The sequence below is a fragment of the Citricoccus sp. NPDC055426 genome, from assembly GCF_040677445.1.
GTDB lineage: Bacteria > Actinomycetota > Actinomycetes > Actinomycetales > Micrococcaceae > Citricoccus.
The window spans coordinates 85,513-109,326 of record NZ_JBFARZ010000009.1 but is presented as its reverse complement, the minus strand read 5'-3'; the positions used below and the strand labels follow the sequence as shown (position 1 = coordinate 109,326).

Genomic DNA, 23,814 nt, shown 5'->3' with positions numbered 1-23,814 from the left:
CTCTCAGTCCTCTGTCCAGAGGACGGCCGGAACACACGTCGCGGGGTCCCTCCAGTCGGATCCTGCCTGACGAGGGAGAAGGAACCTTCGTGACCGAAACCACTGAACTGCCCACGGCATCCGAGGGCAATTCCAGCCAGGCAGCGGCCGCCCCGGCGGCCGCCCCGGCGGCCGCACCGTCCGCCGGCGGCGGATTGGCCGGCCTGAAGCTCGCCCAGCTGCAGGCCCTGGCCTCCCAGCTCGGCATCACCGGGGGATCCCGGATGCGGAAGTCCGACCTGGTGGCCGCCATCTCCAGCCACCAGCGCGGTGGATCCGTCGCCGACCGCAAGGCGGCCGAGGACAAGGACAAGACCGGCGAGCAGAAGGCGGGAGCGGCCCAGGAGCCGGCAGCCGCCGCACCGAAGCGTGGTGCACGTGGCGCCAAGGCGGCTACGGCCCCGGCGGAGCATCCGCAGGCCGAGTCGACGCAGGAGAAGCAGCAGGACAAGCAGCCGCAGGCTGAGCAGAAGCAGGCCGAGCAGCAGCCGTCCGCCGGCAGCGAGACCCCCGAGCGTCCGGCCCGCCGGACCCGGAGCCGCCGGGCCGAGTCCCCGGCGGCCGGCACGGCGACCACCGAGACCGAGCAGTCCGGCGCCGGTGCCGGGACCGCAGAGTCCACCGACGACGGTGCGGCCCAGAACGCCGGCCAGAACGCCGGCCAGAACGCCGGCCAGAACGCCGCCCAGAACTCCGGCCAGGGCGAGGGCCAGCAGGACCGTTCCTCCGGCCGCAACGAGCGCAACGGCAACCGCAACAACACCCGCGGTGAGCGCACCAACGACCGGAACAACGACCGCAGCGGCACCCGCGGCGACCGGAACAACGACCGCGGCAACGACCGCAACCAGGATCGCGGCAACGACCGCCAGCAGGACGGCGACCAGCAGTCCGGCGGCCGCACGAACGACCGGAACAGCAACCGCGACAACGACCGGAACAGCAACCGGGATGACGACAGCCGCCGGAACCGTCGCAACCGCAACCGCAACGACCGCAACCGCAACCGTCGTGGTCGCAGCGGCCCCGAGGTCGACGACACGGAGATGACCGAGGACGACGTGCTGCTGCCCGTCGCCGGCATCCTGGACGTGCTGGACAACTACGCCTTCGTCCGGACCTCCGGCTACCTGCCGGGCCCGAACGACGTCTACGTGTCCCTGTCCATGGTCAAGAAGTACGGCCTGCGCAAGGGCGATGCCGTCGTCGGCGCCATCCGCGCCCCGCGTGACGGGGAGAACCAGAACAGCAACAGCGGCGGCAACGCGGGGAACCGTCAGAAGTTCAACGCCCTGGTGCGCCTGACCTCGATCAACGGCCTGCCGGCCGAGGACAGCCCGAAGCGCACCAAGTTCAGCGACCTCGTGCCGCTGTACCCGCAGGAGCGGCTGCGCCTGGAGACCGACCCCAAGCTGGTCGGCCCCCGCGTGATCGATCTGGTGGCGCCGATCGGCAAGGGCCAGCGTGGCCTGATCGTCTCCCCGCCGAAGGCCGGCAAGACGATGATCCTGCAGTCCATCGCCAACGCCGTCACCACCAACAACCCCGAGGTGCACCTGATGATGGTGCTGGTGGACGAGCGTCCGGAGGAGGTCACGGACATGCAGCGCTCGGTCAAGGGTGAGGTCATCGCCTCCACCTTCGACCGTCCCGCCGATGACCACACCACGGTGGCCGAGCTCGCCATCGAGCGCGCCAAGCGCCTCGTGGAGATGGGCCGTGACGTGGTGGTCCTGCTGGACTCGATGACCCGCCTGGGCCGTGCCTACAACCTGGCGGCCCCCGCCTCCGGCCGGATCCTGTCCGGCGGTGTGGACTCCTCGGCGCTGTACCCGCCCAAGCGGTTCTTCGGCGCGGCACGCAACATCGAGAACGGCGGTTCGCTGACGATCCTCGCCACCGCGCTGGTGGAGACCGGGTCCAAGATGGACGAGGTCATCTTCGAGGAGTTCAAGGGCACCGGCAATATGGAGCTGCGCCTGTCCCGTCAGCTGGCGGACAAGCGGATCTTCCCCGCCGTGGACGTCAACGCCTCCGGCACCCGCCGCGAGGAGAACCTGTTGACCTCCGAGGAGATCAAGATCATGTGGAAGCTGCGCCGGGTGCTGTCCGGTCTCGACACGCAGCAGGCACTGGAGATCCTGACGAACAAGATCAAGGACACCCAGTCCAACGCCGAGTTCCTCATGCTGGTCTCCAAGACCACGTTGGGTCCCAAGGGCGAGAAGTAGCGTTTCGTACCGGCCCCCGTCCCTCCTTCCACCGGCTCTGCCGGACGGACCTGGAGGGGCGGGGGCCGCAGTCATTGCGAGAGCCGCCGAGAGAGGGAACACCACCATGTTCGAGTCCGTGCAGGAACTGCTGGACGAACACCGCGAGCTGACCGACCGCCTGGCCGACCCGGCGGTCCATCAGGACCCGGTGCTGGCCCGCCGGCTCGGCCGGCGCTTCGCCGAACTCGGCGCCATCGTGGCGGCACACCAGGGGTGGACCCAGGCGGTGGCGGACGCCTCCGACGCGCGCGAGCTGGCCGAGGAGGACGACGACTTCGCGGCCGAGCTGCCCGGCCTCCAGGCCACGGCCGACGAGGCCGAGGAGAAGCTGCGCCGGTTGCTGATCCCCCGTGATCCGGCGGACGCCCGAGACGCCATCCTCGAGATCAAGGGTGGTGAGGGCGGCGAGGAGGCGGCCCTGTTCGCCGGCGACCTGCTCCGGATGTACGTGCGCTTCGCCGAGTCGAAGGGGTGGAAGACCGAGATCCTCTCCACCACCGACTCGGACCTGGGCGGCTACAAGGACGTCCAGGTGGCCATCAAGGGCAAGTCCACCGACCCGGCGGAGGGGGTGTATGCCCACCTGAAGTTCGAGGGCGGCGTCCACCGCGTGCAGCGCGTGCCCGTCACCGAGTCCCAGGGCCGCATCCACACCTCGGCCGCGGGCGTGCTGGTCTTCCCCGAGGTGGACGCCCCCGAGGAGGTGCAGATCGCCGCCAACGACCTCAAGATCGACGTGTACCGTTCCTCCGGGCCGGGCGGGCAGTCCGTGAACACCACCGACTCCGCCGTGCGCATCACCCACGTGCCGACCGGGATCGTGGTGTCGATGCAGAACGAGAAGTCGCAGATCCAGAACCGTGAGGCCGGCATGCGCGTCCTGCGCTCGAGGCTCCTGGCCCACCAGCAGGAGCAGCTCGACGCGGAGAACGCCGCGGTGCGGCATTCCCAGGTCCGCACCATGGACCGGTCCGAGCGCATCCGCACCTACAACTACCCGGAGAACCGGATCGCGGACCACCGGACGGGCTACAAGGCCTACAACCTCGACGCCGTGCTCGACGGCGAACTGGGCCCCGTGCTGCAGTCCTGCATCGAGATGGACGAGGCACACCGGCTGGAGGCGCTCGGCCAGCATGACTGACAGCACCCAGACCCTCAGCCTGGAATCCCTGCTGCGCTCCGCCACGGAACTGCTCCGGGCGGCGGACGTGGACACCCCCCGCGCCGATGCGGAGCTGCTGGCCGCCCATGTCCTCGGAGCCAGCCGCGGACAGGTCTCCGCGTGGGCCGTGTCCGGGCGGCAGCTGGATGCCGTGCAGTCCGTGGACCTGCGCCGGCTGGCCATCTCCCGCTCCACCCGGACCCCGCTGCAGTACCTCACGGGCACCACGGCCTTCCGCACGGTGGACCTGAAGGTCGGCCACGGGGTGTTCCTGCCCCGGCCGGAGACCGAGGTGGTGGCCGGTGCCGCCATCGAGGCCGCACGCGGTGCCGCCCAGCCCCTGGTCATCGACCTGTGCACGGGTTCCGGGGCCATCGCCGCCTCGGTCGCCATCGAGGTGCCGGGCGCCACGGTGCACGCCGTCGAGGCCGATCCCGAGGCCGCCTGGTGGGCGGCCGCGAACCTGGAGCCGCTGGGCGTCCGGCTCCACGTGGCAGATGCGGCGACCGCGCTGCCGGAGCTGGACGGACGCGCCGACGTGGTGGTCTCCAATCCGCCCTATGTTCCGGACGGACGGGTCCCGGCCCAGGCGGAGGCCCGCCGCGATCCGGAACGCGCCCTGTACGGCGGGGGAGCGGACGGGATGCGGATGCCCACGGTGGTGGCCGCGGCCGCCGCCCGCCTGCTGCGCCCGGGCGGGACCTTCGTGATGGAACACGATGAGACCCAGGGCGGGCTCGTGGCGGGGCTGCTGCAGGACGGAACCGGTGCCGGATCCGGTGCCGGATCCGGGGAGCTGGGCGCGGGCCTCTTCACGGCGATCGAGACCCGGGACGACCTCACCGGCCGGCCGCGCTACACGGTGGCCGTGCGCACGGATGGGACAATGGCCCGGTGAGCCTGCTGATCGACTGCACCACAGAATCCGGATTGGACCGCGGCCTGGAGGCCGCCGGCACGGCGCTGGCCGGCCGGGGGTGCGTGGTGCTGCCCACGGACACCGTCTACGGCATCGGCGCCGACGCGTTCTCCCCCCAGGCCGTGGCCGTGCTGCTGGCCGCCAAGGGACGCGGGCGCGCCATGCCGCCGCCCGTGCTGATCGGCGGCACCGCGGTCATGGACGGACTGGCCACGGACATCCCGGCGGGCGCACGCGACCTGGCCGAGGAGTTCTGGCCCGGGGCACTCACCCTGATCCTGACCGCCCAGCCGTCGCTCGCCTGGGACCTGGGGGAGACCCGGGGGACCGTCGCGCTGCGCGTGCCGGATGACCAGGTGGCCAGGGAGCTGCTGCAGGAGGTCGGCCCCCTGGCCGTCTCCAGCGCCAACCGCACCGGACAACCGGCGGCGACGACGGCCGCGGCCGCCCGCGAGATGCTCGGCGACACGGTGGCCGTCTACCTCGACGACGGGGAGCGCACCCGCTGGGCGCCGTCCACGATCATCGACTGCACCGTGAGCCCCTTCCGGGTGGTCCGCCGCGGTGCCCTCGGCTTCGATGAGCTGGTCGCCGTGGTGCCGGACCTGGTGGATTCCCCGACCGCGGAATGAGGGTCCGTCCATGAAGGTCTACCTGATGCTGCTGGCGCTCTCCGCCGTGGTGAGCTTCGCGCTCACGCCGGCCGTGCGTCGGCTCGCGTTGGCCGGACAGGTCTTCACCCCGCAGCGCCAACGGGACGTGCACCGCGAACCGGTGCCCAAGCTCGGTGGGGTCGCCATGATCGCCGCCGTGCTGGTGGCACTCGCGATCGGGGCCATGGTGCCCTTCCTGGACGGCATCTACTCGGACCCCGAGCCCCTGCACGGCCTGCTGATGGCCCTGGGCGTGGTGGTGCTCATGGGGGTGGCGGACGACCTCTGGGACCTGCACTGGACCCTGAAGCTGGCCGGTCAGGTCTCGGCCGCCGCCCTGGTGGCCTTCCACGGGATCAGGGTCGAGGCCATGCCCGTGGGCTGGATCGCCGTCGGCAACGAGCCGGTCCAGATCGGCCTGACGATCTTCATCCTCGTGCTGACCATGAACGCCATCAACTTCGTGGACGGCCTGGACGGGCTGGCGGCGGGGATGGCGGCGATCGGCGGCTCTGCCTTCTTCATCTACACCTACCTGCTGACCCGGACCATCAACGAGTTCGACTACTCGAACCTGGCCACGCTCCTCATGGCCGTCCTGGTGGGCTCCTGCATCGGGTTCCTGCCCCACAACTTCAACCCCGCCAGGATCTTCATGGGCGAGGTCGGCGCCATGCTCATCGGCCTGCTGCTGGCCACGGCCGCCGTGGCGGTGACCGCCACGGTCGGAGACATGCAGGAGGGCTTCCGGTTCCGCAACGTCCCGGCCTACATGCCCATCCTGCTGCCGATCGCCGTCATGGCCCTGCCGCTGCTGGACCTGGGGCTCGCCGTGGTGCGCCGGACGGTCCGGGGGGCGAGCCCCTTCTCCGCCGACCGGGGCCACCTGCACCACAAGCTGGTGGACGGCGGCTGGACCCACCGCCAGGCCGTGCTGCTGCTGTACCTGTGGACCTTCCTGATCGCGTACGGGGTGGTGGCCCTGAACTTCGTCGACTGGTGGATCGTGCTGGCTGTGGTCGGCGTGCTGCTGCTCGGCGCCGGCTACCTGACCCTGCATCCATGGGTGCGTCGATCCCGCACGGCCCGGAACGCACCGCACGAGACGAGGGAGCCCCAGACATGACCCGCAGAACCAACGCCCGGTCCCGGCGACGGACCAACACCCGGGGCTGGTGGGGCATCCTGACCGCCTGCCTGGCCTGGGCCTCGGCCGCGCTGGTGGTGGCCGCCGGGCTGGCCTGGCTGCTCACGGGCCCGGACACCGGGGGGCCGGTGGCGGCCGCGTCGCTGGGACTGGCCGGGGCCGCCGTCGTGGTCCTCTCCGGTGCCACCCTGCTGCTGACCGCCTGGTCCTGGGACCGGTGGCGGGACCAGGCGATCTTCATCGCCCTGTTCGGCTTCGTGGTGAAGATCGTGCTGATGGGCCTGCTGCTCACGGTGGTGCCGCCGCCGCAGTGGTTGGACCGGACGGCCGCGGGGATCGGCGCCATCGTGGCGATCGTCGCGTGGCAGGTCGTCGAGGTCATGGTCTTCGCGCGGACCCGGCAGCAGATCTACGACGACTGAGCGGCGACCGACCGGCGACTGATGGAGAAATCGTGACCTTTCTCCACCCATCTCTCCACCCATCGACGCCGCAACTTCGACGCATCGTAGAAATAAATCGCCACAGCAGGGGAAAACCCCGCCAAAACGGGCTTTTTGGTCATTAACACCGTTGCCGGTTTGATAGGCTCATCAACGATCAATAACGACGGTCTGGACTGCGCTGTGCCGCCTGCTTGACCGCTCCGGTGGGAAGACCGCCGCCCGCGTTCCGTTGACCGACACTGCAGAGAGGACCAGCGTGCTCCCGATCGTGCTCGCCAGCTCCACCGATGAGGGTGGATTCGCTCCTCCCACGATCGACCAGACCCACCTGCCGGACATCCTGCCCTGGATGGCCGAGTACGGCACGGGTTTCGGCAAGCAGATGCTGATGATCATCCTCTCGGTGATCCTCATCTCCGCCTTCTTCATGCTGGCCATGCGCAAGCCGGGCCTGGTCCCGGGCAAGGTCCAGTGGCTCGCCGAGTCCGGCTACGCCTTCGTCCGCAACGGCATGGGCCGGGACATCATCGGCGAGAAGGAGTTCAAGCCCTTCGTGCCGTTGCTGTTCGGCCTGTTCTTCTTCGTGGTGGTCAACAACTTCTTCGGCGCCATCCCCTTCCTGCAGCTGCCGAGCTTCTCACACGCCGGCTCGGCCTACGCCCTGGCGATCATCGTCTACATCATCTGGATCGGCATCGGCGTCAAGCGCAACGGCCTGAAGTACTTCAAGCTGGCCGTGGTGCCGAGCGGCGTCCCGGGCTGGATCCTGCCGCTGCTCGTGCCGCTGGAGATCATCTCGAACTTCATCGTCCGCCCGCTGACGCACTCCCTGCGTCTGATGGCCACCATGCTCTCCGGCCACATGATCGTGATGCTGGCCGGCTCCGGCGCCCAGTACCTGATCATGGAGACCGGCAACGTGGCCCTGCAGGCCACCGGTGTGCTGGTGGTGCTCGGCTCGGTGTCGATGTACTTCCTGGAGCTGCTGATCATGTTCCTGCAGGCCTTCGTCTTCACCCTGCTGACCGCGATCTACATCCAAGGGGCGCTTGCCGCCAACGACCACTGACCTTCCGGTGCGGCGGCCACCTCGGTGGGCGCGGCGCCGGTTCGGCGGATCCGTCCGCCACCGCAAGGCTTCCCGGTACCGGCATCCGCCGGAACCACGCCGGGGACACCCTCACAACCTGCCGACAGGCATCTTGAAAGGAACACCATGGAACTGCACGGTTCTCTGAACATGATCGGCTACGGCCTCGCCTCCATCGGCTCCGCCATCGGCGTGGGCCTGATCTTCGCCGCCTACATCAACGGTGTGGCCCGCCAGCCGGAGGCCCAGCGCATCCTGCAGCCGATCGCACTCCTCGGCTTCGCCCTCGCCGAAGCACTCGCCATCCTCGGCCTGGTCTTCGCCTTCGTCGTCGGAGTCTGATCCTTCCTGACATGTGACCGGCCGGACCGCCGCAGGGCGGGCGGCCACCCATGACAGGAACTTCACCAAAGGATGGTTGAAACATGATCAGGACAGAAGCGATCCTCGCTGCCGGCGAGGGCGCGAACCCCCTGCTTCCCAACTGGTGGGAGATACTCGTCACCTCAGTCGGCTTCGCCGTGCTGATGTTCCTGGTGGTGAAGTACATCGCCCCGGCTCTGGAGAACGCCTACCAGAACCGCGTCGACGCCATTGAAGGCGGACTCGAGAAGGCCGAGAAGGCACAGGCCGAGGCCAACGCCCTGAAGGCCAACTACGAGCAGCAGCAGCAGGACGGGTACGCCGAGGCCAACCGCATCCGTGAGGAGGCGCGCACCGAGGGTGCCCAGATCCTGGCAGATGCCCGGGAGAAGGCCTCCACCGAGGCGGCCCGGCTCGTGGAGCAGGCCCACTCCCAGATCGCCGCTGAGCGCATCCAGGCCGAGGCGTCGTTGCGTCATGACGTCGGCTCCCTGGCCACCACCCTGGCCAGCCGGATCGTCGGCGAGTCCCTCGAGGACGACGCCCGCTCGCAGCGCGTGGTGGACCGGTTCCTCGAGGACCTGGACCGCAATGCGTCCACGGCAGGTGTGGCTGAGTAATGGCAGGTGCATCGAGCGATTCGCTGGCCGCGGCCCGCACGGAGCTGGACCCCGTCCTCGTCTCCGGCGGCACCGCCCTGGCCGCCGAGCTGTTCACCGCCCTCGACGCGGTGGACTCCAGCGCGCCGTTGCGCCGCGCCCTGACCGACCCCTCCTGGTCGGTCGAGCGTCGCACCGGTGTGGTCGGCTCCCTGTTCGGCTCGAAGGCGTCCGAGGGGGCCCTCTCGGTCCTCAACACCCTGGCCGGGCACAAGTGGTCCCAGCCACGGGACTTCGGGGACGCCCTGGAGCAGCTGGCCGTCACTGCCGTGGCGGCCTCGGCTGAACGAGACGGGCTGGGCGGGCTCGAGCGCCTGTCCGGCGAGCTGTTGTCCTTCAACCGTGCGGTGGAGCAGTCCCATGATCTCCAGCGTGCACTGACGGATCAGCAGGCTCCCGCCTCGGCCCGGGGCAACCTGGCCGAGCGGCTGCTGGACAACGGCACCGCCGAGGCGAGGCTCCTGGTGCGCCAGGCGGCGCAGTCGCCCCGGGGCCACAAGCCCGTCAACCTGATCCGCGGCTTCGTGGAGACGGTGGCGCACCGCCAGAAGCTGTGGATCGCCGACGTCACCGTGGCCCAGCCCCTGGCGCCGGCCCAGCAGGATCGGCTCGCCGCCGGATTGAAGCGCCTCTTTGGCCGCGACCTGAAGTTGGACGTGGCCGTCGATCCCGAGCTGGTGGGCGGCATCCGGGTCCAGGTGGGAGACGACGTCGTCGACTCCACCCTGCAGTCCCGGTTGCATGACCTCCAGCGGAAGATGGCCGGCTGAGCCCGGCCGGACGAACCCACCAGACACCTTCGCATCATCGTCTCCTCGATGATCACCAACGTTAGAGAGCAGGGAACGCAGATGGCCGACTTGACCATCAACGCTGACGATGTTCGCAATGCCCTGAATGAATTCGCGGCATCCTACGAACCGGCCAGCACCGAACGTGTGGAGGTCGGGCACGTCGTCTCCGCCGCAGACGGCATCGCCCGTGTGGAGGGCCTGCCCTCCGTCATGGCCAACGAGCTGCTGCGCTTTGAGGACGGCACCCTGGGCCTGGCCCAGAACCTCGACACCCGTGAGATCGGCGTCGTGGTGCTCGGCGATTTCCAGGGCGTCGAAGAGGGCCAGGAAGTCCAGCGCACCGGCGAGGTCCTCTCCGTGCCGGTGGGCGACGCCTTCCTCGGCCGCGTGGTGGATCCGCTGGGTGCACCGTTGGACGACCTGGGCCCGGTCGAGGCCGAGGCCCGCCGCGCCATGGAACTCCAGGCCCCGGGCGTGACGGAGCGCAAGTCCGTGGAGGAACCGCTGCAGACCGGCATGAAGTCGATCGACGCGATGATCCCGATCGGCCGCGGCCAGCGTCAGCTGATCATCGGTGACCGCCAGACCGGCAAGACCGCGATCGGGATCGACACGATCCTGAACCAGAAGTCCAACTGGGAGTCCGGCGACCCGACGAAGCAGGTCCGCTGCATCTACGTGGCCGTGGGCCAGAAGGCCTCCACGATCGCCTCCGTGCGTCAGACGCTGGAGGAGCAGGGTGCCCTGGAGTACACCACCATCGTGGCCTCCCCGGCCTCCGACCCGGCCGGCTTCAAGTACCTGGCGCCGTTCGCCGGCTCGGCCATCGGCCAGCACTGGATGTACGGCGGCAAGCACGTGCTGATCATCTTCGACGACCTCTCGAAGCAGGCCGAGGCCTACCGTGCGGTCTCCCTGCTGCTGCGCCGCCCGCCGGGACGTGAGGCCTACCCGGGCGACGTCTTCTACCTGCACTCCCGGCTGCTGGAGCGTTGTGCCAAGCTCTCGGACGACCTCGGCGGCGGGTCCATGACCGGCCTGCCGATCGTGGAGACCAAGGCCAACGACGTCTCGGCCTACATCCCGACGAACGTCATCTCGATCACCGACGGCCAGATCTTCCTGGACTCGGACCTGTTCAACGCCAACCAGCGCCCGGCCGTCGACGTGGGCATCTCGGTGTCCCGCGTGGGTGGTGCCGCGCAGGTCAAGGCCATGAAGAAGGTCTCCGGCACCCTGAAGCTGGACCTGGCCCAGTACCGCGACCAGCAGGCCTTCGCCATGTTCGCCTCGGACCTGGACCCGGCCACCCGCCGCCAGCTGGCCCGCGGTGAGCGCCTCACGGAGCTGCTCAAGCAGCCGCAGTACACCCCGTACCCGGTCGAGGAACAGGTGGTCTCCATCTGGGCCGGCTCCAACGGCCACCTGGACGAGGTCCCGGTGGAGGACGTGCTGCGTTTCGAGCGCGACTTCATCGATCACCTGCGCCACAAGAACGTGGTTCTGGGCCCGATCCGGGAGACCGGCAAGCTGGAGGACTCCACGCTCGAGGCGCTGAAGACCGAGGTCGAGGCCTTCAAGAAGGGCTTCTTCGGTGAAGGCGACAGCAAGCTCGTGGCCGCCGGCCACGAGGAGCACCAGCCGCTGGCGGCCGATGAGGTCACCCAGGAAAAGATCGTCAAGCAGAAGCGCTGACCCGTGATGCCGCCGCGGGTCCGGCCCCTCCCGTCCCCTTGAGGGCGGGCTGGGCAGGACCCGCGGAGGCGGACACGCAAGGAAAGGACCACCATGGGAGCCCAGATCCGGGTCTACCGCCAGAAGATCGCCTCGACCCAGTCGATGCAGAAGATCTTCAAGGCGATGGAGCTGATCGCCACGTCCCGCATCGGCAAGGCACGTGAACGCGTGTCCGCGTCGCTGCCGTACGCCAACGCGATCACCCGCGCCGTGTCCGCCGTGTCATCGCAGCAGGACATCGAACACGTGCTGACCTCCGAGGTCGAGAACCCCCAGCGCGCCGCCGTGCTGGTGCTGTCCTCGGACCGCGGCATGGCCGGCGCCTACTCGGCCAACATCCTGCGCCACGCGGAGGAACTGCTCGAGTCACTGCATGCGGACGGCAAGGAGACGGACATCTACCTCGTGGGCCGCAAGGCGCAGGGGTACTTCGACTTCCGGAACCGCGAGTACAAGAAGTTCTGGGCCGGGAACACCGATGCCCCGGAGTTCCTGCGGGCCCGGGAGATCGGCGAGAACCTCGTCGAGTCGTTCCTGACGGACACGGAGTCCGGCGGCGTGGACGAGATCCACGTGGTCTACACCGCGTTCCACTCGCTGGTGTCCCAGGTCCCGACCGTCGTCCGGCTGCTGCCGCTGGAGGTCGTGGAGGAGGAGGTCACCGATGAGTCGGAGCTGTACCCGCTGTACGAGTACGAGCCCGCCCCGGAGGACGTCCTGGACGCGTTGCTGCCGAAGTACATCGAGTCCCGGATCTTCACTGCGATGCTCCAGGCCGCGGCGTCCGAGCTGGCGAACCGTCAGCGGGCCATGAAGTCCGCCGGCGACAACGCCAAGGACCTCGTCCGCGAGTACACCCTGAAGATGAACAACGCCCGCCAGGCCGAGATCACCCAGGAACTCACCGAGCTGATCGCCGGTGCGGACGCGCTCAGCGCGTCCTGACACCGGACGCATCGCACCACCGCAACAGACCACAAGCCTCCAGCCACACCAGAGAAGTGAGAGAGATGACTGCCACCACGAACGAACAGGGCACCGGTACCACCACCGGCGGCGCCATCGGTCGCATCGCCCGCGTCATTGGGCCGGTGATCGACGCCGAGTTCCCCGCGGACTCGATGCCGGGCGTGTACAACGCCCTGACCGCCGAGCTCACCATCAACGGTGAGACCCGCACCATCACCTTCGAGACCGCGCAGCACCTGGGTGACAACCTGGTCCGCGCCATCTCCCTGCAGTCCACCGACGGCCTGGTCCGCGGTTCGGCAGTGGTCGACTCCGGCGCACCGATCTCGGTGCCGGTCGGCGAGGTCGTCAAGGGTCACATCTTCAACGTGCTCGGCGAGGCGCTGGACGTGCCGACCTCCGAGCTGCAGGTCACCGAGCGCTGGCCCATCCACCGCCCGGCCCCCAGCTTCGCCACCCTCGAGGGCTCCACGGAGATGCTCGAGACCGGCATCAAGGTCATCGACCTGCTGACCCCGTACATCAAGGGCGGCAAGATCGGCCTGTTCGGCGGCGCCGGCGTGGGCAAGACCGTGCTGATCCAGGAGATGATCACCCGTGTGGCCCGCAACTTCGGCGGCACCTCGGTGTTCGCAGGCGTGGGCGAGCGCACCCGTGAGGGAAACGACCTCTGGGTCGAGATGGAAGAGGCCAACGTCCTCAAGGACACCGCCCTGGTGTTCGGCCAGATGGATGAGCCGCCGGGCACGCGCCTGCGCGTCGCCCTCTCGGCGCTGACCATGGCCGAGTACTTCCGCGACGAGATGAACCAGGACGTGCTGCTGTTCATCGACAACATCTTCCGGTTCTCCCAGGCCGGTTCCGAGGTCTCCACGCTGCTGGGCCGCATGCCCTCCGCCGTGGGCTACCAGCCGAACCTCGCCGATGAGATGGGCGTGCTGCAGGAGCGGATCACCTCCACCCGCGGCCACTCCATCACCTCGATGCAGGCCGTCTACGTCCCCGCCGACGACTACACGGACCCGGCTCCGGCCAACGTGTTCGCGCACCTGGACGCCACCACGAACCTGACCCGTACCCTGGCCTCCCGTGGCCTGTACCCGGCCGTGGACCCGCTGGCCTCGACCTCGCGCATCCTCGACCCGCAGTACGTGGGCCAGGATCACTACAACGCCGCGACCCGCGTCAAGCAGATCCTGCAGAAGAACAAGGAACTGCAGGACATCATCGCCATCCTCGGCGTGGACGAGCTCTCGGAAGAGGACAAGATCGTCGTCTCCCGCGCCCGCCGCATCGAGCAGTTCCTGTCCCAGAACACCTACACCGCCAAGCAGTTCACCGGCGTGGAGGGTTCCACCGTGCCGATCAAGGACACCATCGAGGGCTTCACCGCCATCGCCAACGGTGACCTGGACCACATCTCCGAGCAGGCCTTCTACAACGTCGGCGGCCTGGACGATGTCGAGCGCAACTGGGCCAAGATCCAGTCGGAGAACTGAGTCCATGGCTGAGCATGAACTCGAAGTCGAGATCGTGGCGGAGGACCGCTTCGTGTGGTCCGGTCCGGCGCAGTCGGTCAGCGCCCGGACCATCGACGGAGAGATCGGGATCCTTCCCGGTCACTCCCCGCTGCTGGCCGTGCTGGGCGACGGCGACGTCGTGGTCCAGCAGCTGAACGGCCAGACGGTCAACGCGCACGCAGAGGGCGGGTTCTTCTCCGTGGACAACGACCGCGTGGTCATCGTGGCCGGCGCGGCCAGCCTCGAGGGCGGGAACTCCGGGCAGGGCGCGGCCTGAGGTGAGCGCCGGGTGGTCCGCGCTGATCGCCGCCGTGGTGGCGGCCGTGCTGGTCATCGCCTTCATGGTGTGGTGGCGGTGGCGCACGCTGGTGCGGACCCCCGGGACCTTCACGGCCCGGATCCGGCGCCCCGGGATGGACTCCCGGGGTATCCGGGTGATCGGCCGGTACGACGAGTCCGGGCTGGACCTGATGACGGTGGCGTCCGTGGACCCCCGGCCCCGGTGGTCCGCGGCCCGGCATCAGCTCCGGCTGCACCGGGAGGGCGCCGTGAGCCAGGACGGAGTGATCGTGGTGCGCGTGGACGGTGGTCCCACCCCGATCACCCTGGCCATGGACACGGACGCCTGCTCTGGACTCTCCGCCTGGATCGAGTCCGGTCCCGCGATCGGGTTCGGCACCTGGCGGCAGCTGCCGCCGCGGAGCCCGTGGCGCAAGGCCCTGTAGCCGCCGGGACGGCCTCCGGTACCAGCTCAGCCCCGGTTCACCCGGGGCTGAGCTGTTTAAGTGCTGAGCTGTTCAAGTGCTGAGCTGTTCAAGCGCTGAGCTGTTCACGTTCAGGGCACGACGACGGCCGGCCGGCCGGGTGCGATGGACCCGGTCTCCGGGTCGGTCACCCACTCGACCCACCCCGCGTCCCGACGGTGGGCCGGAAGGGTCCGGGCCGGCGTCGTGCTGACCGCCGCGAGGGCCGCCGGCAGCGGGACGCCCCAGCGCAGCAGGTTCCGCAGGGCGCCGTCCAACTGCACGGCACCGGACGCCATGGTGCTGCTGCCCACCAGGCGGGGCGCACCGTCGGCCGCCGCTGAACGAGCCTCGATCCCCACGCCGCCGAGGGTGTAGGCCCCCTCCGGCGCCCCCGTGGCGGCCGAGGCATCCGAGACCACGCACACGGCGGAGGGCGCGAGGGCCAGCAGGTCCACCACCACGCCCGGGTCCACGTGGTGGCCGTCCGCGATCAGCTCCACCCGCAGCCGGCCCTCGGTGGCAGCACGCAGCAGGAGGGGGACGGGCCCGGGCTCGCGGTGGTGGAATCCACGCATGGCGTTGAACAGGTGGGTGACGGCCGGGGTGCGGTCCGGATCCGGCCGCGTGTGGCTGCTCTGGTTGCCGTGGCCGCTGACCCGGCTCTGGTCCGCCCACCGGTCCAGGGCGGCTCCTAGCTCAGTGGCGGTGGCGTCCGTGTGGCCGGGGCAGGCCAGCACGCCGTGCGCGGCCAGCGCGTCCTCCACGGCCGCGGCACCGGCCAGCTCGGGGGCATAGGTCATGGCGACGATGACCTGCTCGCCGCCGTCACGCCCAGCCTGGAGCACGCCGGACAGCCAGCGGTGGGAGTCCGGGTCCGCCGGGTCCAGCAGGTCGGCGGGGGACTGGGCGCCGCAGCGGGCACCCGCGAGGAACGGGCCCTCGAGGTGGAGGCCGGCCAGCACACCCTCGCGGACGAGCGGTGCCAGCCGTCGCACGGCGGCCAGGGTCTCGTCGCGGGACAGCGTCGGCAGGGAGGCCACCACCCGGGTGACGCCGTTCAGGAAGAGTTCCCGGACGGCGTCCCGTACGGAGGCGACCGGGGCGGTGGCGAAGTCCACGCCGGAGAACCCGTGGCAGTGCTGGTCCACGAGTCCCGGGGTCCGCAGCCGGCCCGTGGTGCCGGACCGGCCGGCCGCGCCGGGGGGAGCGGGGGCGCCGGGCTCAGAAGAGCCGGGAGTCCGCATCGTCCACGCCGCGCATCGCGTCGTAGTCCAGGATGAGGCAGCGGATGCCGCGGTCCTCGGCCAGGGTGCGGGCCTGGGGCTTGATCTGCTGGGCGGCGAACACGCCTCGCACGGGGGCGAGTAGCGGGTCGCGGTTCATCAGCTCGAGGTACCGGGTGAGCTGCTCCACGCCGTCGATGTCCCCGCGGCGCTTGAGCTCCACGGCGATGGTGGCGCCGCCGGCGTCCCGCGCGAGGATGTCCACGGGGCCGATCGCGGTCATGTGCTCGCGGCGGACCAGCGAGTGCCCGGCGCCGAGCAGCTCGATCTGCTCGGCCAGCAGGCGTTGGAGATCGGCCTCCACCCCGTCCTTGACCAGGCCCGGGTCCACGCCGAGTTCGTGGGCGGAATCGTGCAGGATCTCGAAGAGGTGCACCACCAGCCGGTCGTCGGTCTTGGCCGCCTGCACCGTCCAGACCTGGGTCACACCCTCCGCGGCCAGCTCCTCGGAGGGCTCCGCCGTGCGCAGGGTGGCCGGCGGGCTCATCCAGTTCAGCGGCTTGTAGGACCCGCCGTCCGAATGCACCAGGACGGCGCCGTCCGCCTTGACCATCAGCAGGCGGGTCGCCTGCGGCAGGTGGGCGCGCAGACGCCCCTCGTAGTTGACCGAACACCGGGCTATCACCAAACGCACACAGGGCAGTCTAGTGGTGGTGTGGAACCATGGAGGGGTGCCACGCTCGAACCGTCCCCGCCGCCGCCCGGGTCAGTCGTCCCGGCAGCCGCAGGGCCGGCCCCGCAGCCAGCCACGGGGCCGGGGCCCGGCTCCCGGCGAGCAGGACCGGCTGGACGGCCTGCTGGGCCTGGACCCCGGGTACCGGCAGGAGGACGGGCACGACGGCGGCTGGCATGTCCGGCGGATCGCCGCCTGGCGTGCGGTGAAGGACTACACCTGCCCGGGCTGCGGCCGGACGATCCCGACCGGTATGGCGCACCTGGTGGCCTGGCGCAGCGACTGGATCCTCGGCGACGAGGCGGCCGCCGCCGAACGGCGTCACTGGCACCCCACCTGCTGGTCCACCCGCCGGCAGGACGGCCTGTACTAGGGCCCAGTCCAGATCCCCACGCGGCTGCCCCCGCAGAACCCATGCTGGGCCCTACAACCGGTCCTGGCGGGGGATCAGCACCTCCCTGAGCACGAGCATCACGGCGGCGGCCAAGGGGATGGCCATGAGGGCCCCCAGCACGCCCAGCAGCGCGGCGCCGGCGATCACGGCGATCACGGCCACGGACCCCGGGACGGCCACCGCCTGGCTCATCACGCGCGGGGAGACGAAGTAGGCCTCGACCTGCAGGTAGATGAAGTAGATGGCCGCGAAGATCAGCGCGGCCTGCCAGCCGCTGATCAGGGCCACGAGTGTGATGACGATGCCGCCGGTCAGGGCGCCGACGAGGGGGACGAACGCCATCAGTCCCGCGAAGAAGGCCAGCAGCGCGCCGAAGGGGACCCCCGCGATCGAGATGGCGATGAAGGCCACGAGCCCGTTGAGCCCGGCGACCACCGACTGGCCCATCACGTAGTGGCCCACCGAGGAGGTGATCTCCTCGCCCAGGTACTCCACCCGGGGCCGGCGCGAGGCCGGGGCCAGGCGGTAGGCCCAGTACTTCATGGCGGGCAGGGTGGCCAGGAAGTAGAGGGTCAGCACCAGCACGATCAGCACCGAGAACCCGGTGTTGACGATGGCCGAGCCCACCCCGAAGAGTCCGCCGAAGACCGCCGTGACGTTGGCCGAGTCACCGATGAACTTCTCGACCTCGTTGACCGCGATGTCGTGGATGCCGAACTGGCTGTCCAGGTCGTGGAAGAACTCAGACTCCAGGAAGTCGGAGACCATCCGCGGCAGGTCGTTGATGAAGCTGGCGGTCTGGTCCACCACGATGGGGATCAGGATCGAGAAGAAGGCGGTCAGGATGGCGGCCAGCATCAGCACCGCGGCGGCCACGCCCACCCCCCGGGGGGCGCCCCACGATTCGATGCGGCGCACCACCGGGTCCAGGCCGAGCGCGATGAACAGGGCGGCCCCGATCCAGACCAGCAGCTGGGTGTTGGCGGAGATGATCCCGAAGAGCAGCAGGGCCAGACCCACGCCGAAGGTCAGCAGGAAGCCCAGCTGGACCGGGTGGGCCCACTGGACCGTCCTGAGCTGTTGAAGGCCCGCCTGCTGCGCGCCCGCATGTTGCGCGCCCGCCGGCTGTGTTCCCGCGGGGGAGCCGTCGGAGGCCGGGGTGCCCGGTGGGCCCGCGGCCGTCGTCACGGGGGGTCGGAGCTCGAAGCGGGGGCGGGGCCGCGGCCCGGGCAGGCGCCGCGCGGCCAGCCAGCTGCGGACCCGGGCCACGACGGTGGGGTCCGGTCCCGGCGGGGGCGCGGCCCCGCCGGAGTCGCCGGCTGCGTCGGGGCCCGCGGGGGCGGAGTCATGGTCCTGCACAAGCGACAGGCTACGTCACGCGGACCCGGTGGGCGATGACCTGCATCGTTATCAATCGGTGACCTTCCCGCTATACTCTTGCGGTGAAATCAGACCACCCACAGACAGGTTGACCGCGTGCGAGTAATATCCGGAGTTGTAGCCATGGTGTTGGGCCTGGCGGCCCTGTTCGGCGCCATCGGGCTGCAGACGATCTGGGCGCCCCCGGCCACTGTGACGGCCAGCACCGCCGGAGCGGGGGTGGACGCCCCGGCGGAGGCCCCGCTCACGGTCATCACCGGCGGGATCAACGAGGTGGACGGTGCCGCGGACGAGGCGGTCGAGTACACCCTGACCGGCGAGGGCGACTACACCGTGATGCTGGGCCAGACCCGTGACATCGAGGCCTGGGTCGGCGAGGCCGCCCACAACACCGTGACCGGCATCGAGACCGAGGTCCCGGACGGGCAGGACCCGCGGGTGGTGGTGGAGCACACCGAGGGCGAGGCCACCGTGCCCGACCCGGCCGGCTCGGACCTGTGGGTGGACCTCCAGGAGGCCAGCGGCACCATCGAGCAGCGCTGGTCCGTCCCCTCCGAGGGCGAGTGGGCCCTGCTGGTGGCCGCCGACGGCACTGAACCGGCACCTGCCGAGATGACCGTCACGTGGACCAACACGGTCGGCGACAGCCCGTGGATCATCCCGCTGTTCGTCATCGGCGCCCTGCTGATCCTGCTGGGCCTCGCACTGCTCGTGTGGGCCCTGCTGCGCCGGCGTCGAGGGCGCCCCGGCGGCGGCTCCGGCACCGCAGCAGGCCGCCCGGTGCCGGCGACCACGCGGCCGGACTCCTCGCCCCAGTCCCCGGACCAGCCCCGGGGGATGCAGGCCCGGGGGATGCAGGCCCGGGGGATGCAGGCCCGGGCAGCGGGGGCCGCCGTCGTCGTCCTGGTGATGACCGGTGTGTGGGGCGCGGGGCCGGCCACGGCCGACGACGCCGGCTCGTCTCCGGACGGTGCCCCCAGCGCCGAGGCCCCCACCCCCGAAACCTCCGCCGACGGGCAGGACGAGCCGTATCCGATCGTCACGGACAGCCAGCTGGAGCGGATCCTCGGCCAGATCGCCGGCGTGGTCGAGGCGGGTGATGAGGCCCAGGACGCCGGGGCGCTCGAGGCCCGCGTCGGCGGACAGTCGCTCGCGATGCGCTCGGCCAACTACGAGAACCGGGAGCTCTCGGAGGACGTCCAGGCCGCCGCCCCCGTCGCCGCCGGACCGGTGAAGTCCGTGGTGGCCGAGGCCGATCCCGCCTTCCCGCGGACCCTGGCCGTCGTGACGGAGGGTGAGGGCAACAGCACCCCGCAGTTCCTCGTCCTGCGCCAAGAGTCGGCCCGGGAGCAGTACAAGCTGGTCGCCAACACCCCGATGACGCCGGGCGCCCAGCTGCCGGCCAGCGACCTGTCCTACACGGGCGCGGAGACGATCGCCTCCGATGACGGCACCGGATTGGTCATGAGCCCCGGCAAGGCCGTCGCCGGGTTGGCCCGCTGCCTGACCGACCCCGAGGCGGACTTCGCCGCCCAGATGACGGAGAACCCGGCGATCCAGGGCATCCACGAGTACCAGGCCGGTATCGAGGAGGCGGCCCCGGACGCCACGATGTACATCAGCCGCAACGCCGTGCCGGACGCCGCCACCGCCCTGCGCCTCGCGGACGGGTCCGCCCTGGTGTTCAGCACGATCGACGCCCAGATGGCGATCGCGCCGAGCGAGGCGGGGGGCAAGGTGGTGGTGGACGACCTGGCTGCGGCCCGCGCGGGGGAGGACAGCAACGAGAGCTCCACCCGCGTGCGCATGACGTACCGTGAGGTGGTGGCCCTTCACGTACCAGCCGAGGGCGCCACCGGCGACGACGCGAAGATCTCCCTGGTCGGCCTGACCGACGAGTTGGAGAGCGTCTCCTACGACTGAGCCGCACCGGTCGCCGGGAGCGCTCGGGCCACGACCGTCCTCGGCGTGCCGTCCGGAAGCGCCAGTCCACCAGTCAGCAGCCCGTCCATCTACGCCAGGAGGAGCGCCGGAATGTCCCAGCAGCCCCCAGCCATGCCATCCCACTTGCGTGGGGCCCTCGACCTGTCCGCCCTCAAGCCGGCTCCGGCGGGGCAGGCGCCCCGTCCGGCGGCGCCCGGCGCGGCGCCCGGCGCGGCGTCCGGAGCCGGCGCCCCGGCCGGCAGCTGGGTGCTGGACAACGCCACCCAGGGCGACCTGCAGCAGCTGATCCAGCTGTCCTCGCGGGTGCCGGTGCTGGTCCACCTGGCCGCCCCCTCCAACCCGGTCAGCCAGCAGCTCGACGACCAGCTCGCACCGGCCGTCGACGCGCTCGGAGGCCGGCTCATCCTGGCCCGGGTGGACACCGAGGCCGACCCCCAGGTCCTGTCCGCCTTCGGGCTGTCGGCCGGGCCGGCCGTCGTCGCCGTCCTGGCGGGCCAGCCGGTTCCGGTGCTGAACCAGCCCGTCCCCGCCGAGCAGCTGGACCAGCTCCTCGACGAGCTCCTCGCGGCGGCGGCCCAGAACGGCGTCTCCGGCACCGTGCCGCCGCTCGCACCCCCGCGCGAGCCGGCGGCGCCGGCCGCAGACGGGCAGGAGCCGGCGGCCCCGCCGCTGCCGCCGCTGCACCAGGAGGCCCAGGACGCCCTCGACGCCGGCCGGTACGAGGACGCCCAGGGCGCCTACCGCCGGGCCCTGGCCGAGAACCCGGCCGACGCCGAGGCCAAGGTCGGGCTCTCCCGTGCCGGGTTGCTGGCCCGCACCTCCACCATGGACGCACAGGCCGTGCGTGAGCGCGGGGCGACCGAGCCGGACGACGTGCAGGCCCAGATCGACGTGGCGGACCTCGACGTCCTGGGCGGCCACGTGGAGGACGCCTTCCAGCGTCTGGTCCGGTTCGTCGCGGCCCACCCGGGCGCGGAGCGCAACACCGCCCGCGAACACCTGGTGGACCTGTACTCCATCGTCGGCGACCAGGATCCCCGGACGGCGGCCTCCCGCAAGGCCCTGGCCATGGCCCTGTTCTAGAAGGGCCACTCCTGACTTAAGTCATGGCCGTACCGGCCATGGCGTTCCTCTGGCGGGGCAGTCGGCCTTGCTACCGTCAGGACCATGAGCATTCCCGCCGGCTCCCAGCCCGAATCCCAGCCCGACCGGAACCCGCCCCAGCCGCGCCCGGACTCCGCCGCCGCGCTCCCGGACCCGCACACGGCCATCGCCATCCGCGGCCTGGCCAAGCGGTTCGGGGAGAAGATCGCCGTCAACGGCATCTCCCTGGACGTGCCGGCCGGTTCGTTCTACGGGCTCGTGGGCCCCAACGGCGCCGGGAAGACCACCGCCATGTCCATGGCCACCGGACTGCTGCGCCCTGACCACGGTCAGATCTGGATCCACGGGACGGACGTCTGGGACGAGCCCCTCGTGGCCAAGCGGCGGATGGGCGTGCTCGCGGACGGGGTCCGGCTCTTCGACCGGCTCACCGGCGAGCAGCTCGTCACCTATTCCGGGCTGCTGCGCGGACTGGACCGGGACACCGTGGCCGAACGCACGGCCGACCTGCTGCGCGTCATGGACCTGACCGCGGACGCCGGCAAGCTCGTGGTGGACTACTCGGCGGGCATGACCAAGAAGGTCGCCCTGGCCTCCGCGATGATCCACGCCCCGCAGGTCCTGGTGCTGGATGAGCCCTTCGAGGCCGTGGACCCGGTCTCGGCCGCCAACATCCGGGACATCCTGGCGCAGTTCGTCGCCTCCGGCGGCACCGTGATCGTCTCGAGCCACGTCATGGACCTCGTCCAGCGGATGTGCGACCACGTCGCGGTCATCGCCCAGGGCAACCTGCTGGCCGCCGGCACCGTGGATGAGGTACGGGACGGCCGCAGCCTGGAAGACCGCTTCGTGGACCTCGTGGGCGGCCGTTCGACCGGGGAGGGGCTGTCATGGTTGCGCACCTGATGCGGATGAAGCTGGCCATCACCGTCAACGGCTGGAAGAAGAGCACCGGCCAGATGATCCTGGCCATCCTGTTCATGGCCTACCTGCTGTTCGTGGTGGTGATGCTCGCGGTCGGCGCCTGGTTCATGCCCGAGCTGGAGACCGAGATGCGGGGCACCATCCTCGCCTTCGCCGGAGCCCTGGCGGTGCTGGGATGGATCGTCATCCCCGTCTTCTTCACGGGCGTGGACCTGACCCTGGATCCGGCGAACTTCGCCACCTTCGGGATCCCCACCCGCAAGCTCGTCCCCGGACTGGCCATGGCCGGGCTGGTCACCATCCCCGGCGCGGCCACCCTGCTGGGCTTCCTGGCGTCCACCCTCGCCTGGCGGGACGCCCCGGGGGCCATGCTGCTCGCCGTGGGCACCACGGTCCTCGGGGCCGTGTTCTGCCTGTGCATCTCCTATGCCGTGACCGGCCTGCTGGCCGGGATCACCGGTCAGCGGCGGATCCGCGAGATCATGTCGATCGTGGCGTTCATCCCGCTCATGCTGGCAGGGGTGATCATCTCCGGGATCGCCGACTCCGTGCAGGCGGCCGTGGAACAGCTGCCCGGGCTGGCGCAGGTGCTCGCCTGGACCCCGCTCGGCTCCTTCACCGCCGCCCCGTGGGCGCTGGCCGAGGGTCGGTTCCTGACGGCCGCCCTGCAGGGGCTGCTGTGCCTGGTGTGGGTGGGCGGGGCCGTACTGCTCTGGCAGCTGGCCGTCGACCTCAGCTACGCCAAGGGCCGGGGCGCCGGACCGGCCAGCACCAAGACGCAGTCCGGACTGGGGCTGCTGGGCATCTTCCCGGGCACCCCGGCCGGTGCGATCGCGGCCCGCTCGATGCTCTACTGGCTCAAGGACCCCCGGTACTCCGCCTCCCTGGTGGTGCTGCCCCTGATGCTCGTGCTCTTCTGGTTCCTGGGGTACCAGTCCGGCGACTACACCATGATCCTGCTGATGGGGCCCATCACCGGGTTCATGCTCGGCTACTCCATCTCCGCGGACATCAGCTACGACGGCTCCGCCTTCGCCCTGCACGTCACCTCCGGGGTGTCCGGCCGGGACGACCGGGTGGGCCGCGTGGGCTCGCTGCTGGCCTGGGGGATCCCCGTGACCCTGCTGTTCACGGTGGCCACCGTCTGGATGGCCGGCGGGTGGAACCTGCTGCCCGGCCTGATCGGGCTGGGCCTCGGCGCGCTGTTGACCGGGGCCGGGGTGTCCGCCCTGGTCTCGGCCCGCTTCATCTACCCGGTGCCGCCTCCCGGCGCCAGCCCCTTCGCCACCCCGGAGGGCGGCGGCATGAGGATGATGCTGATCTCCGTGGGTGCCATGGTCGTGGTCGGGGCGCTGACCCTGCCGGAGCTGGTGCTCTACATCGTGGCGTTGGTCACCGGCAACATGCTGTTCCAGTGGCTGACCCTCGTGGTGGGGCTGGGCCTGGGGGCCGTCCTGCTCTGGCTGGGCATCCGGATGGGCGGGCGGTGGTTCAACCGCTCCCAGGCGGAGACCTACCAGTCGGTGCTCGCCGCCACCGGATGAGCACGGCGCTGGGGGCGGTACCGGGGGTGGGGCGGTAGACTGGTCGGC

The 23,814-nt window shown here is 70.6% G+C and carries 23 protein-coding genes; 20 read left to right on the top strand and 3 right to left on the bottom strand.

Going from position 1 to position 23,814, the window contains the following annotated elements:
- Window positions 1-89 precede the first annotated feature (89 nt).
- The 15 genes from rho (at window position 90) to AB0K08_RS12955 (ending at window position 14,499) form a co-directional block, all read left to right on the top strand.
- Window positions 90-2,270: a transcription termination factor Rho gene (gene rho / locus AB0K08_RS13025; protein ID WP_363355118.1), complete on the top strand. Its 2,181-nt coding sequence runs from the start codon at window positions 90-92 to the stop codon at window positions 2,268-2,270.
- Between the two features lie 106 nt (window positions 2,271-2,376).
- Complete coding sequence (gene prfA, locus AB0K08_RS13020) at window positions 2,377-3,456, top strand: peptide chain release factor 1 (RefSeq protein ID WP_363355116.1); 1,080 nt, start codon at window positions 2,377-2,379, stop codon at window positions 3,454-3,456.
- Window positions 3,449-4,375: a HemK/PrmC family methyltransferase gene (locus AB0K08_RS13015; RefSeq protein WP_363355114.1), complete on the top strand. Its 927-nt coding sequence runs from the start codon at window positions 3,449-3,451 to the stop codon at window positions 4,373-4,375. The genes prfA and AB0K08_RS13015 overlap by 8 nt, the downstream gene beginning before the upstream one ends.
- Window positions 4,372-5,028 carry an L-threonylcarbamoyladenylate synthase gene (locus AB0K08_RS13010; protein ID WP_363355112.1) on the top strand — a complete coding sequence of 219 codons (657 nt, stop codon included), beginning with the start codon at window positions 4,372-4,374 and terminating at the stop codon, window positions 5,026-5,028. Before AB0K08_RS13015 ends, AB0K08_RS13010 begins: the two co-directional genes overlap by 4 nt.
- 10 nt (window positions 5,029-5,038) lie before the next feature.
- A complete protein-coding gene (locus tag AB0K08_RS13005) occupies window positions 5,039-6,175 on the top strand; it encodes an MraY family glycosyltransferase (protein ID WP_363355110.1) in 1,137 nt (378 codons plus the stop codon).
- Window positions 6,172-6,618, top strand: coding sequence for a hypothetical protein (locus tag AB0K08_RS13000; RefSeq protein WP_363355108.1), 447 nt, complete (start codon window positions 6,172-6,174; stop codon window positions 6,616-6,618). The genes AB0K08_RS13005 and AB0K08_RS13000 overlap by 4 nt, the downstream gene beginning before the upstream one ends.
- Before the next feature lie 280 nt (window positions 6,619-6,898).
- On the top strand, window positions 6,899-7,711 hold the full coding sequence (gene atpB / locus AB0K08_RS12995) for a F0F1 ATP synthase subunit A (RefSeq protein ID WP_363355106.1): 813 nt from the start codon (window positions 6,899-6,901) through the stop codon (window positions 7,709-7,711).
- 147 nt (window positions 7,712-7,858) lie between these two features.
- Window positions 7,859-8,074 carry a F0F1 ATP synthase subunit C gene (locus AB0K08_RS12990; RefSeq protein ID WP_309808883.1) on the top strand — a complete coding sequence of 72 codons (216 nt, stop codon included), beginning with the start codon at window positions 7,859-7,861 and terminating at the stop codon, window positions 8,072-8,074.
- An 83-nt stretch (window positions 8,075-8,157) separates the two neighbouring features.
- Window positions 8,158-8,715, top strand: a complete 558-nt coding sequence (locus AB0K08_RS12985; RefSeq protein ID WP_363355104.1) for a F0F1 ATP synthase subunit B — start codon at window positions 8,158-8,160, stop codon at window positions 8,713-8,715.
- Complete coding sequence (locus AB0K08_RS12980) at window positions 8,715-9,524, top strand: F0F1 ATP synthase subunit delta (RefSeq protein WP_363355102.1); 810 nt, start codon at window positions 8,715-8,717, stop codon at window positions 9,522-9,524. The genes AB0K08_RS12985 and AB0K08_RS12980 overlap by 1 nt, the downstream gene beginning before the upstream one ends.
- Window positions 9,525-9,605: 81 nt before the next feature.
- The gene (atpA, locus tag AB0K08_RS12975; protein ID WP_363355100.1) at window positions 9,606-11,243 is read left to right on the top strand and encodes a F0F1 ATP synthase subunit alpha; all 1,638 of its coding nucleotides are present in this window, start codon (window positions 9,606-9,608) and stop codon (window positions 11,241-11,243) included.
- Window positions 11,244-11,336: 93 nt separating this feature from the next.
- Window positions 11,337-12,230, top strand: coding sequence for a F0F1 ATP synthase subunit gamma (locus AB0K08_RS12970; RefSeq protein WP_363355098.1), 894 nt, complete (start codon window positions 11,337-11,339; stop codon window positions 12,228-12,230).
- A 65-nt stretch (window positions 12,231-12,295) separates the two neighbouring features.
- Window positions 12,296-13,753, top strand: coding sequence for a F0F1 ATP synthase subunit beta (atpD, locus tag AB0K08_RS12965; protein WP_363355096.1), 1,458 nt, complete (start codon window positions 12,296-12,298; stop codon window positions 13,751-13,753).
- A 4-nt stretch (window positions 13,754-13,757) separates the two neighbouring features.
- Window positions 13,758-14,051: a F0F1 ATP synthase subunit epsilon gene (locus tag AB0K08_RS12960; protein WP_363355094.1), complete on the top strand. Its 294-nt coding sequence runs from the start codon at window positions 13,758-13,760 to the stop codon at window positions 14,049-14,051.
- Between the two features lies 1 nt (window position 14,052).
- A complete protein-coding gene (locus AB0K08_RS12955; RefSeq protein ID WP_363355092.1) occupies window positions 14,053-14,499 on the top strand; it encodes a DUF2550 family protein in 447 nt (148 codons plus the stop codon).
- Window positions 14,500-14,609: 110 nt separating this feature from the next.
- Here AB0K08_RS12955 and AB0K08_RS12950 read toward each other — a convergent pair whose 3' ends face one another.
- Together AB0K08_RS12950 and nucS are read right to left on the bottom strand one after the other, a co-directional pair.
- Window positions 14,610-15,764 carry an N-acetylglucosamine-6-phosphate deacetylase gene (locus AB0K08_RS12950; protein ID WP_363355090.1) on the bottom strand — a complete coding sequence of 385 codons (1,155 nt, stop codon included), beginning with the start codon at window positions 15,762-15,764 and terminating at the stop codon, window positions 14,610-14,612.
- Window positions 15,742-16,437 (bottom strand): endonuclease NucS, encoded by a 696-nt coding sequence (nucS, locus tag AB0K08_RS12945; RefSeq protein ID WP_363355089.1) that lies wholly within the window; start codon window positions 16,435-16,437, stop codon window positions 15,742-15,744. Before nucS ends, AB0K08_RS12950 begins: the two co-directional genes overlap by 23 nt.
- Before the next feature lie 37 nt (window positions 16,438-16,474).
- On the opposite strand from nucS, the gene AB0K08_RS12940 reads away from it, so the two are divergent.
- Window positions 16,475-16,849, top strand: coding sequence for a hypothetical protein (locus AB0K08_RS12940; RefSeq protein WP_363355087.1), 375 nt, complete (start codon window positions 16,475-16,477; stop codon window positions 16,847-16,849).
- Between the two features lie 51 nt (window positions 16,850-16,900).
- Here the strand turns inward: AB0K08_RS12940 and AB0K08_RS12935 are convergent, their stop codons facing one another.
- Complete coding sequence (locus tag AB0K08_RS12935; RefSeq protein ID WP_363355086.1) at window positions 16,901-18,229, bottom strand: AI-2E family transporter; 1,329 nt, start codon at window positions 18,227-18,229, stop codon at window positions 16,901-16,903.
- Between the two features lie 144 nt (window positions 18,230-18,373).
- Here AB0K08_RS12935 and AB0K08_RS12930 point away from each other — a divergent pair, with 144 nt between their 5' ends.
- The 4 genes from AB0K08_RS12930 to AB0K08_RS12915 all read left to right on the top strand — a co-directional run bounded on the left by AB0K08_RS12930 (window position 18,374) and on the right by AB0K08_RS12915 (window position 23,766).
- Window positions 18,374-20,173, top strand: a complete 1,800-nt coding sequence (locus AB0K08_RS12930; RefSeq protein ID WP_363355084.1) for a hypothetical protein — start codon at window positions 18,374-18,376, stop codon at window positions 20,171-20,173.
- 111 nt (window positions 20,174-20,284) lie between these two features.
- On the top strand, window positions 20,285-21,277 hold the full coding sequence (locus AB0K08_RS12925; RefSeq protein WP_363355082.1) for a tetratricopeptide repeat protein: 993 nt from the start codon (window positions 20,285-20,287) through the stop codon (window positions 21,275-21,277).
- A gap of 84 nt (window positions 21,278-21,361) precedes the next feature.
- Window positions 21,362-22,204: an ABC transporter ATP-binding protein gene (locus tag AB0K08_RS12920; RefSeq protein ID WP_363355080.1), complete on the top strand. Its 843-nt coding sequence runs from the start codon at window positions 21,362-21,364 to the stop codon at window positions 22,202-22,204.
- Window positions 22,189-23,766, top strand: coding sequence for a hypothetical protein (locus AB0K08_RS12915; RefSeq protein ID WP_363355078.1), 1,578 nt, complete (start codon window positions 22,189-22,191; stop codon window positions 23,764-23,766). The genes AB0K08_RS12920 and AB0K08_RS12915 overlap by 16 nt, the downstream gene beginning before the upstream one ends.
- The last annotated feature ends 48 nt before the right edge of the window (window positions 23,767-23,814 follow it).

What these genes read in the sequence shown, in the direction of transcription:
- AB0K08_RS12970 (WP_363355098.1), top strand. Translation starts at nt 11,337, where the DNA reads ATGGGAGCCCAGATCCGGGTCTACCGCCAGAAGATCGCCTCGACCCAG.
- AB0K08_RS12915 (WP_363355078.1), top strand. Translation starts at nt 22,189, where the DNA reads ATGGTTGCGCACCTGATGCGGATGAAGCTGGCCATCACCGTCAACGGC.
- AB0K08_RS13005 (WP_363355110.1), top strand. Translation starts at nt 5,039, where the DNA reads ATGAAGGTCTACCTGATGCTGCTGGCGCTCTCCGCCGTGGTGAGCTTC.
- atpA (WP_363355100.1), top strand. Translation starts at nt 9,606, where the DNA reads ATGGCCGACTTGACCATCAACGCTGACGATGTTCGCAATGCCCTGAAT.
- AB0K08_RS12960 (WP_363355094.1), top strand. Translation starts at nt 13,758, where the DNA reads ATGGCTGAGCATGAACTCGAAGTCGAGATCGTGGCGGAGGACCGCTTC.
- AB0K08_RS12950 (WP_363355090.1), bottom strand. Translation starts at nt 15,764, where the DNA reads ATGCGGACTCCCGGCTCTTCTGAGCCCGGCGCCCCCGCTCCCCCCGGC.
- prfA (WP_363355116.1), top strand. Translation starts at nt 2,377, where the DNA reads ATGTTCGAGTCCGTGCAGGAACTGCTGGACGAACACCGCGAGCTGACC.
- AB0K08_RS12920 (WP_363355080.1), top strand. Translation starts at nt 21,362, where the DNA reads ATGAGCATTCCCGCCGGCTCCCAGCCCGAATCCCAGCCCGACCGGAAC.
- AB0K08_RS12985 (WP_363355104.1), top strand. Translation starts at nt 8,158, where the DNA reads ATGATCAGGACAGAAGCGATCCTCGCTGCCGGCGAGGGCGCGAACCCC.
- AB0K08_RS12980 (WP_363355102.1), top strand. Translation starts at nt 8,715, where the DNA reads ATGGCAGGTGCATCGAGCGATTCGCTGGCCGCGGCCCGCACGGAGCTG.
- AB0K08_RS12925 (WP_363355082.1), top strand. Translation starts at nt 20,285, where the DNA reads ATGTCCCAGCAGCCCCCAGCCATGCCATCCCACTTGCGTGGGGCCCTC.
- AB0K08_RS13000 (WP_363355108.1), top strand. Translation starts at nt 6,172, where the DNA reads ATGACCCGCAGAACCAACGCCCGGTCCCGGCGACGGACCAACACCCGG.
- atpD (WP_363355096.1), top strand. Translation starts at nt 12,296, where the DNA reads ATGACTGCCACCACGAACGAACAGGGCACCGGTACCACCACCGGCGGC.
- AB0K08_RS12930 (WP_363355084.1), top strand. Translation starts at nt 18,374, where the DNA reads ATGGTGTTGGGCCTGGCGGCCCTGTTCGGCGCCATCGGGCTGCAGACG.
- AB0K08_RS13015 (WP_363355114.1), top strand. Translation starts at nt 3,449, where the DNA reads ATGACTGACAGCACCCAGACCCTCAGCCTGGAATCCCTGCTGCGCTCC.
- AB0K08_RS12990 (WP_309808883.1), top strand. Translation starts at nt 7,859, where the DNA reads ATGGAACTGCACGGTTCTCTGAACATGATCGGCTACGGCCTCGCCTCC.